At 70.3% G+C, this 3,116-nt stretch carries 2 protein-coding genes and 1 pseudogene; all 3 read right to left on the bottom strand.

Going from position 1 to position 3,116, the window contains the following annotated elements; genetic code table 11:
* Positions 1 to 269, bottom strand: a pseudogene (locus D7W79_RS40635) (histidine kinase); the annotation flags it as partial.
* Between the two features lie 16 nt (positions 270 to 285).
* Positions 286 to 1,452, bottom strand: coding sequence for an FIST signal transduction protein (locus D7W79_RS40630; protein WP_120530561.1), 1,167 nt, complete (start codon positions 1,450 to 1,452; stop codon positions 286 to 288).
* 126 nt (positions 1,453 to 1,578) lie between these two features.
* The gene (locus D7W79_RS40625; RefSeq protein ID WP_120530560.1) at positions 1,579 to 2,967 is read right to left on the bottom strand and encodes a peptide MFS transporter; all 1,389 of its coding nucleotides are present in this window, start codon (positions 2,965 to 2,967) and stop codon (positions 1,579 to 1,581) included.
* Positions 2,968 to 3,116 lie beyond the last annotated feature (149 nt).

Below are 3,116 nucleotides of genomic sequence, written 5' to 3'. Positions count from 1 at the left end.
TGGAGGGGCCGCTCCGGGAGCGGGAGCTGGCGGGACGCCCTGGACAGTCCGCTCGCGCCCTGGAGGCGGGCCTGCTCCCCCCCGTCCGACTGGAGCCAGAGGGCGACCGTGCACCCCAGCCGCTCCGCGACGCGGTCCAGGAAGTCGTCGGCGGACCGGTCCGGAGCCAGCAGGTCGAGCGCCGCGACAGTGAGCTCCTGGAGCACGCTCAGGAGCGCGAGGCGCTCCTCGGTGAGCCTGTGCTCCGCGTCCGCGCCGTGGTGCTCCATGCGCCACCTCGTCCCCTCACCCAGGCAGCGCGACCACCACCGCCGTCTTGTTGTGGAACTGGGGGACGCCGCCCCCCATGGCCCCCACCTCGCCCAGGGTCAGACAGCCCACCACCGGGACGCCCGCGCCGAGCGCGGCCTGGAACCTGGACAGCTCGTCCTGGACGCCCTCCTCCAGGAGGAGGTACCGGGAGACGCAGTCGAACACCACCGCGCCGCCCAGCACGCCAGGGGTGGCCTTTCGCGCCAGGGTGGCGGCACCGGCCGCGGCGTCGAGCAGGTCCGTGCGCTTGCCCTCCATCACGCGGACCAGGGAGCCGTCCGGAATCTCGGCGATGAAGCGGACCGAACCGTCGGGGTCGACGGACAAGGGGTCGCGGATCACGAACTCGCCGTTGGCCTGGGGAATCCCCAGCGGGTGGGTCATCGCGAAGCGGGGGAAGCTCTGCGCATCCAGGGCGTCTCCCCGGCTCGCGGCCGTGCGCTGGTAGACGTCGAAGGCACTCTCGTAGTCGAGCTCGACGGCGGTCGCGCCCCGGGCCTTCGTGACCTGCGAGGGGGGGCCATACGGAGACCAGCCGTGCTGGATGCCGACGCCAAACGGCTCCCGGGCGTCAAAGGCAATCACCACCACCTGGTCCTGGTAGGCGTGCCCTTGCGTGAACTGGGCGGTCCTGACGAACCGGAGGTTGTTGCCCGCGCCGCCGCCTGCCCAGCGGATGCCCGCGCCCGCTTCCTGCTGAGCCCCGCGCACGACCTCCGTGGGGTTGCCGCTCAGCGCGTCCGGCAGGATGAGCAGCGCGCGCCGGTGTCCGGGCGGCTTGGGGGGCAGCTTGCCAACGGCCTCGGCCACCGCCGCGCGCCCGGCGGCTCTCGGGCTCTCGCTGACCGGCCCACCCATCCCCACGCCGACGCGGAAGTCGTCGCCGAGAAAGAGCGCGATGACCAGCCCATGGAGCAGCAGCTCGGTTCCCGCGAAGACGCCCGCCGCGGAGCACCCGGCCCAGGGCACGTCCCCGAGCTCCTTGCGGACCGCGGACGCCAACGCCACCGCGTCGTACTGGTCCGTGCACAGGACGAGCGCGAAGACGGGGGCGTCCGCGCCGCGCAGCGCCTCCTGGCTCGCCTCCCGCGCGGCGGTGGCGCAATCCGGCGAGCGGCTCTTTCCGACTTGAATCCGCATGGGGCTCTAGAATCGATACTCACGCGGGAGCGGGCGTGCAGGGCACGCAGGGCCCCACGAAAAACGCCGGAGCACCCAGGGGGGCGCTCCGGCGTTCGTGCTTCGAAGGGGAGGTCCCCCCCGGGCTCAGGTGGCCGGGTGGACGGTGCCTTCCTGGTGCGCGGGGGCCGGCGTGGCCGTCACCTCGTCGGTGCCGTGCATCATCCGCTTCAGCATGGGGGCGAGGAACAGCAGGATGACGCCCGCCAGGCCCGCGCCGATGACGATGGTGAGGAACACGCTGAACTCACCCATCTTCTCCGAGTAGCCGCCCAGCACGCCGGACAGCTTGTTGGCCACCGCGTTGGCCAGGAACCACACGCCCATCATCGCGGAGGTGACGCGCTGGGGCGCCACCTTGCTCACCATGGAGAGGCCCACCGGCGACAGGCACAGCTCGCCCATGGTGTGGAAGAGGTACGCCATGATGACCCACCACGCCGCCGCCTTGCCGTCCGCCGCGCTCTCCTTGGAGGCGCCCAGCATGAACGCGAAGCCCACGGCCAGGAAGATGAGCCCCAGGGACATCTTCACCGGGATGCTCAGGTCCTTGCCCTTCGCCGCCAGCGAGCTCCACACCATCGCGAACACCGGCGCCAGCGTCACGATGAACACGGAGTTGAAGTTCTGGAACCAGGTGGTGGGCACCTCCCAGCCGAACATGGAGCGGTCCACCTTCTGGTCCGTGTAGAGGTTCATCAGGCCACCGGCCTGCTCGAAGCCCGTCCAGAACGCGACCACGAACAGCGCGATGATGAAGATGACGATGATGCGGTCCCACTCCTCGCGGCTGAAGGCGTGGTGCTTGCCGTCCGGCGTCGTCTTCTGCGCCTCGGTGGGGCGCGGCGCGGGTGCCAGGCCCACGGTGCCCAGGTACCGCTTCGCCAGCAGCACGAAGGTGATGACGCCCAGGGTCATGCCCACGCCGGCGGAGCCGAAGCCCCAGTGCCAGCCCACGCGCTCGCCCAGCGTGCCGCAGATGAAGTTGCCCAGCACGGCGCCCACGTTGATGCCCATGTAGAAGATGGTGAAGGCACCGTCGCGCCGGCCGTCACCCGCGGGGTACAGCCCGCCCACCATGGTGGAGATGTTCGGCTTGAAGAAGCCGTTGCCGATGATGAGGAAGCCCAGGCCCGCGTAGAAGATGGAGACGCCCGGTAGCGCTAGCAGCAGGTGGCCGATGATCATCAGCACGCCGCCCAGCAGCACCGCCTTGCGCTGGCCGATGAAGCGGTCCGCGATGTAGCCGCCCAGGATCGGCGTCAGGTACACGAGGCCGGTATACGTGCCGTAGAGGCCCAGCGCATCCGCCGTGGACCAGCCATAGCCGCCCCGCACCTTGTCGGTGAGGAAGAGCACCAGCAGGCCGCGCATGCCGTAATAGGACATGCGCTCCCACATCTCGGTGGCGAACAACAAATACAGGCCCGGGGGATGCCCCTTGCGGGCCTCGCCCGCGGCGACGGTGCTTTGCATGCCGTGAGTTCCTCGAACGGATGTCTGTGAGGGGGAACGAAAAGTCGCGCGACTGTAACAGGAGTCACGCCTTCAGCGAGGACAGAGGACACCGCGCGTCCGTGGGAATTCCCGCCCCCTGCGCGAGCGGCCCTTCAGCCCCCCGCGCC

Source organism: Corallococcus exercitus, assembly GCF_003611585.1.
GTDB classification, from domain to species: domain Bacteria; phylum Myxococcota; class Myxococcia; order Myxococcales; family Myxococcaceae; genus Corallococcus; species Corallococcus exercitus.
Note: the sequence above shows the minus strand (reverse complement) of the source record. Positions and strands in the feature narration are given on the sequence as shown.